We start from the raw sequence: 6469 nt of genomic DNA, 5'->3' as shown, positions 1-6469 counted from the left end.
AGCCTCTCCTACATGGCCCGTCCCACAGGGGATGACCCGTCCAGGAACTGCTGCGCCCGGCCCTCTTGTGGCATATACCCACACCATGCCTTCCGCCCTCACCGCCTCCCAGATCCGCGAGGCGTTCCTCCAGTTCTTCGAGGAGCGCGCCCACCGCCGCGTGGCGTCCTCCTCGCTGGTGCCCGCCAACGACCCGACCCTGCTCTTCACCAACGCGGGCATGGTCCAGTTCAAGGACGTCTTCACCGGCCGCGAGAAGCGCGACTACCGCCGCGCCACCACGTCCCAGAAGTGCGTGCGCGCCGGCGGCAAGCACAACGACCTCGACAACGTGGGCTACACGGCCCGTCACCACACGTTCTTCGAGATGCTCGGCAACTTCTCCTTCGGCGACTACTTCAAGCCGGAGGCCATCGCCTTCGGCTGGGAGTTCGTGACGAAGACGCTCGGCCTCTCCACGGACAGGCTCGCCGTCACCGTGTTCAACGGCGAGGGCGGCATCCCCTGGGACGAAGAGGCCTTCGAGCTGTGGGCGAAGCAGGGCGTGTCTCGCGACCGCATCCTGAAGCTCGGCTACAAGGACAACTTCTGGGCCATGGGCGACACCGGCCCGTGCGGCCCCTGCTCGGAAATCCACTACCACCAGGGCGACGACATCGCGTGTGTCGAAGAGGCCGCCGGCAGGAAGTGCCAGGGCGTTGCCTGTGATTGCGACCGGTGGCTGGAGATCTGGAACCTCGTGTTCATGCAGTTCGAACGCAAGGAGAAGGACGCGCCCCTCATCCCGCTGCCCAAGCCGTCCATCGACACCGGCGCGGGCCTGGAGCGCATCGCGTCCGTCGTGCAGGGCAAGCGCTCCAACTACGACACCGACCTGTTCCAGGGCATCATCGGCACCATCAGCCAGCTGTGCGGCCAGCCCTACTCGCAGGAGACCGGCGCCTCGCAGCGCGTCGTCGCAGACCACGCGCGCGCCACCGCGTTCCTCGTGGCCGACGGCGTCCAGCCCTCCAACGAGGGCCGCGGCTACGTCCTGCGCCGCATCATGCGCCGCGCCATCCGCCACGGCACCCTGCTGGGCCTGAAGGAGCTGTTCTTCTTCAAGGTCGTGGACCGCGTCATCGAGCTCATGGGTGACGCCTACCCGGAGCTGCGCGAGAGCCGCAGCTTCCTGATGGAGGTGGCCAAGCACGAGGAGGAGGGCTTCCGCCGCACGCTCGACCGCGGCCTGAAGCTCATGGACGAGGAGCTGGCCCGGCTCCAGGGCCAGAAGATCCTCTCCGGCGAGGTCGCCTTCCTGCTGCACGGCACCTACGGCTTCCCGTGGGACCTCACGCAGATCATCGCGCGCGAGCGCGGCTTCGACGTGGACCTGGAGCGCTTCAAGCAGCTCCTGGAGGAAGAGGGCAACAAGGGCTTCGCCGGCTCGGGCCAGAAGGCCGTCGGGGAGATCTACCAGAAGGTCGTGGAGCGCACCGGTCCCACCGAGTTCCTCGGCTACGAGGGCGAGGGCCACGAGGGCGAAGGCAGCGTGCGCGCCATCGTGCAGGACGGCGTGGAAGTGCCGGAGGCCTCCGCGGGCGCCACGGTGGAGGTCGTGCTGGACCGGACGCCCTTCTACGGCGAGTCCGGCGGCCAGCAGGGCGACACCGGCCGCATCCTCGCCCACGGCGGCAAGACGGTGGTGCAGGTGAAGGACGCGCAGCGCCCGGTGCAGGGGCTCACCGTCCACTCGGTGGAGGTGAAGGAAGGCACGCTGAAGGTCGGCGACATGGTGCAGACGTCCGTGGACGTGGAGCGCCGCAAGTCCATCCGCGCGAACCACTCCGCCACGCACCTGCTCCACAAGGCGCTCAAGCGCGTGCTGGGCGACCACGTGAAGCAGGCGGGCTCCGTCGTCGCGCCGGACTTCCTGCGCTTCGACTTCTCGCACTTCTCCCCCGCCACGCAGGAGCAACTGGAGCAGGTGGAGGACCTGGTCAATACGTGGGTGCGCGACAACGCGGGCGCGGAGACGCGCGTCATGAAGCTGGACGACGCGAAGAAGTCCGGCGCGGTGGCCATGTTCGGTGAGAAGTACGGCGACACGGTGCGCGTCGTCACCGTGCACCCGGAGTCCACCGAGCTGTGCGGCGGCACGCACGTGAAGCGCAGCGGCGACATCGGCCTGTTCAAGGTGACGAGCGAGAGCGGCGTCGCGTCCGGCGTGCGGCGCATCGTGGCCGTCACCGGCGTGGGCGCGCTCCAGTTCGTGCGCGAGCAGGAGCACGAGCTCAAGAAGGTCGCGGCGCTGCTGCGCACGACGCCCAAGGAGGCCGCCCTCCGCGTGGAGGCGACCCAGAAGCGCGTGAAGGAGCTGGAGCGCAAGGTGGAGGAGGTCGCGGTCAAGGCGCAGACGGCCTCGAACAAGGACCTCCTGGACCAGGCGCGCGACGTCAACGGCATGAAGGTGCTGGCGACGCGCGTGGACCCCGCGGACGACAAGGTGTTCCGCGGCATGGCGGATCAGCTCCGCGACCGCATCGGCTCGGGCGTGATTGCCATTGGCGGTGAGAAGGACGGCCGCGCGGTCATCCTCGTGGCGCTCACCAAGGACGTGGTCGCCAAGGGCATCAGCGCCGGCAACCTGGTGCGCGAGATGGCCAAGGAAGTGGGCGGCAAGGGCGGCGGCAAGGCGGACATGGCGCAGGCCGGCGGTCCGGACGCGGCCAACCTGCCCGCGGCGCTCGAGAAGCTCTATGAGCTGGTGAAGGGCGCGAGCCCGGCGTGAGTCCCCCCGCTCCGTCCCGCTCCCTGGCGTTGCTGACGGCGGCCCTCCTCGCGGGGGGCTGTACGCAGGAGTCCGCCACGCCCGGGACCGGACGGGATGCCGACGCGCACACGCTCCAGAAGCTGCGCGCGGAGGCGGACCGGGTGAAGCAGGGCGGCGCGGCCTCCTCGCGTCCGGAGCCGAAGCGGGAGCCGGAGTCGCGGCTGGCGGGGCTGGCCGCGGGGCTGAACGAGTCAGGCCCGCGAAATCTGCGGCTGCCCGCGCGCAACGACACCGTGCACGTGGACACGGTGGCGATGAAGATCACCGGGCTTGCGTCCTCGCACTCGGTGAAGGGCTCCGGCAAGAGCGGGCTGGGGCTCACCACGGAGGACCTGTTCCTGCGCGTGGAGCTGATCACGCAGAACGTGGGCAAGACCCCCGCGCCGCTGTCGCTGGAGGGCGCGCGGCTGACGGATGCGGCGGGACAGAGCTATCCGCTGGCGCGTGATGCGCAGGCCGTGGCCGGCACGAAGCCCCTGCCCACCACGTGGGCGCCCGAGCAGCGCACGGAGGTGGTGCTGCTGTTCGAGGTGACCGCGGAAGCCGTGCAAGACGATGGGCTGGCGCTCGTGGTGCAGGGCTCCGGCGGGGACGTGCGGATCCCCTTGCGATGACCGGGCCGGCTCCCAAGCTCCTGCCCCTGCGCATCCGCCTCCCGTACACCGCGGAGGAGGAGTTCATCGAGCGGTACGGCTCGAACGTGGGGCGTGGCGGAGTCTTCGTGGCCACCCGGGCGCCCAAGCCGGAAGGCACGGGCCTGGCGTTCGAGTTCGTCCTCGCGGACGGCACGCGGCTGCTGCGCGGTGAAGGCGTGGTGCTCAAGACGCAACCGGACGTGGGGAACACCCGGGCCGGGATGACGGTGCGCTTCACGCGGCTGGATGCCACGAGCAAGGCGCTCATCGACCGCATCGTCGCGCGGCGCACCGGGACGGAGGCGGGACGCGAGGACACGGAGGCGGTCGTGTCGCCCCCGCCCACGCCTGCGCCGGGGACCGACACGGCGCCGCTTCCGCCGGGGTTGGTCCGCCGGACCCAGCCCTTGGGGGCTGCACGGGTCCGCACGGAGACGGTGCCGCCGGAGCGGGATTCGGGCAGGACCGCGCCAGTGGCCGTGAGCCCGGCGCTGTCGTCTCGTGAAGCCGAGGCGACTTCCGGGAACGAGCGAAGCGCGCGAGAAGCCGCACCGGAAGCGCCCGTGACGGAGCCGGTCGCGTCGGACGTGTCCTCCGCTGTTACTCCCCCGGTCCTCGCCGATCCCGACGAACCGGTGTCGCTCTTCCCGGAGCATGAGGAGGATGGCGAGGAGGCCCCTGCGCCGCTGCCGGAGGTGTTCGGCCCGTCGCGCGATGCGCGGGGGAACACGTCCATTCCGGGGATGCCGCAGCGGTCGACGCGGGAGATGTTCACCCTCCGCTCGACGTCGCCGGAGGCGAAGACCTGGGAGACGCCTCCTGCCTCTTCCGGAACCTTCGCGGCCATCCAGTTGCCGCCGGTCGAAGCCAGGGGGGCGGAGCGGGACGGAGCACCACCGCTGACGGATCCGGATCCGTTCGAGTCGCCTGCGAGCCCGGATGACGTCGGAGCGGATGAGGTCACCGCGCCGGAGCCCCCCGAGGAGCATGCGGAGACGCCGTCCGGGGATGACTCCTTCGCGGATGCGCGGGCGCTCGAATCGGAAGCGCCTGGGCCGGACGAAGGTCACGATGCCCACGCGGCTTCCGGCTTCGCGCCCGCATCGGTCGAGGCATTTGATCCGAACGTCGTCCTCGGGGATGCGCAGGTCCCGGAGGCGCCGCAGTGGGACTCCGCATCGCGCGGTGACGGGGATGAGGTCCCTGTCGAGCCGGCCTCGACCGCAGCCATGCAGGCGGTCCCCGAGCAGGAGGCGCCTGCGTTCACGGGCGCGGTGGAGGCCCCGTCCCACGAGGGTGAACCGGCGAGTGCGGTCGAGGCGTCCTCGGCCGTGGCTCCGACCGACATCGAGCAGTCCTTCGACGTCGATGTCGACCTCAGTGAGGAGCCAGACGAGGACGCTGCGGCCACCGTCGGCAATGAAGCAGGGGCGGAGTCGTTGGAGGAGGCTGCGCCACCGCGCAGTCAGGAAGCGGAGCGCCTGCTCGCGTGGGGCATCACCCCGGTGCCCTTCCCGCACGAAGCGGGGGCACTCCCAGAGGACGTGGATCCGTTCGCAGCCGCATTGGAGCGGGTCGTCACCACGGATGCTCCGGCGGAACTGACTGACGGCGAAGACGCCTCCACCCCACGGTTCAATGAGCCTGACGCGGGCACGACGGAAAGCGTGGAGGACCGTCCCGCCGAGTCCCTGCTCGAAACCTCTGTTCCCCCTCCGCTCACGACACCGCCCGGGTCGTTCACCGAGGAGCAGGGGCCAACGTGGGAGCACGCGACCGCCTCCGGGACCGAGCCGTCCCCTGTCGAAAACAGCAGCGCATTGTCGGCTGATGCCGAGCTTGCGAGCACGACGTCCGAGCCCGCGGACGCAGGGAGCACGCAGGACGCATGGACCACGCTCCTTGCTGCGTCGGCGACCTACGAGGCGGCTCCGGATGCAGGAGCAGTCCCGTCCGGGTTCACGACATCGCCGGAGGCGGAGGCAGCACACGGGGAGGGAGGCTTCGCGGGAACGCCTTCGTCCGAGGATGCGGCGAGGGAAGACGACGTCCCCTATGTCCCTGCATCGGAGCCCGCTGCCGACGACTCGCTCACGGAAGCTCCGGACGAAGGCGGGCTCTGGGTTCCAGAAGAGGAGCCACCCACTTCGGCGACGGCGGTGGTGTCCACGCTGGAGCACGCCGAAGCGACCTCCACGACTGAATCCACGTCGGGTCCGGACTCCATCGAGTCCGTGAATGCAGTGGAAGTCACGCTCGCTGCCACGCCCCCTGCTTCGGATGCGGTCGAGGCAAGCGCGGAGAACGCTCAAGAGGACTCGTCCGCTCCAGCGGCACCACGCGCTCTCGAAACAGCGCTGATTGACGGGCAGCCGGTCACTGAAACCATCGCAACGCCTGCCCCGACTGAAGCAACCCACACGGGGCCAACGGGCGTACCGGAGCTCCTGGAGGAGCCCGCTCGTTCCCTGACAACGCCTGCCCCTGTCACGACCACGACGGAGACAGCGCCCATCAAGGAAGCAGCGTCCGACCTGACGACGACGCTTGCGTCGGTCACGGCCACGACGAATGCACCGTCCCTCGCGGCAGCGTCGTCCTCGACGGCCCTCCCTGTCTCCGTCATGACCACGACGGAGACAGCGCCCATCGAGGAAGCATCGTCCGACCTGACGACGACACCGGCCTCCGTGACTCCCTCAACGGAGGCAGCGCCCTTCCCTGCAACGTCGTCCTCCACGACGGCGCCCGTTGAGGAAGGAGCGCCCTCACCGACAGCCCCTGCCTCCGTCACGACCGCACCCGTGGAGGAAGCTTCCCCCTCCCCGACGGCGACACCTGCCTCCGTCTCGACCACGACGACGGCAGCACCTGTCGCGGAAGCAGCCTCGGCATCCCTGACACCGCCTGTCTCCGACACGACCACAGAGACAGCGTTCCCGACGGCGACACCGTCATCCATCACGTCCCCGTTGGATGCAGCGGCGCCTCCATCCGCTCCCGGCGCGACAGCCTCAACCCC

At 70.0% G+C, this 6469-nt stretch carries 3 protein-coding genes; all 3 read left to right on the top strand.

Annotation, left to right across the window (positions count from 1 at the left end; translation table 11 throughout):
• Window positions 1-85 precede the first annotated feature (85 nt).
• Window positions 86-2770 (top strand): alanine--tRNA ligase, encoded by a 2685-nt coding sequence (alaS, locus tag D7V93_RS35215; RefSeq protein ID WP_120647531.1) that lies wholly within the window; start codon window positions 86-88, stop codon window positions 2768-2770.
• Complete coding sequence (locus D7V93_RS35210) at window positions 2767-3426, top strand: hypothetical protein (protein WP_120647530.1); 660 nt, start codon at window positions 2767-2769, stop codon at window positions 3424-3426. Before alaS ends, D7V93_RS35210 begins: the two co-directional genes overlap by 4 nt.
• The coding region (locus tag D7V93_RS46225; protein ID WP_208723259.1) for a TIGR02266 family protein at window positions 3423-6469 on the top strand (3047 nt) is incomplete at its 3' end. The genes D7V93_RS35210 and D7V93_RS46225, both read left to right, overlap by 4 nt.

The organism is Corallococcus llansteffanensis (assembly GCF_003612055.1).
Taxonomy (GTDB): Bacteria; Myxococcota; Myxococcia; order Myxococcales; family Myxococcaceae; genus Corallococcus; species Corallococcus llansteffanensis.
Note: the sequence above shows the minus strand (reverse complement) of the source record. Positions and strands in the feature narration are given on the sequence as shown.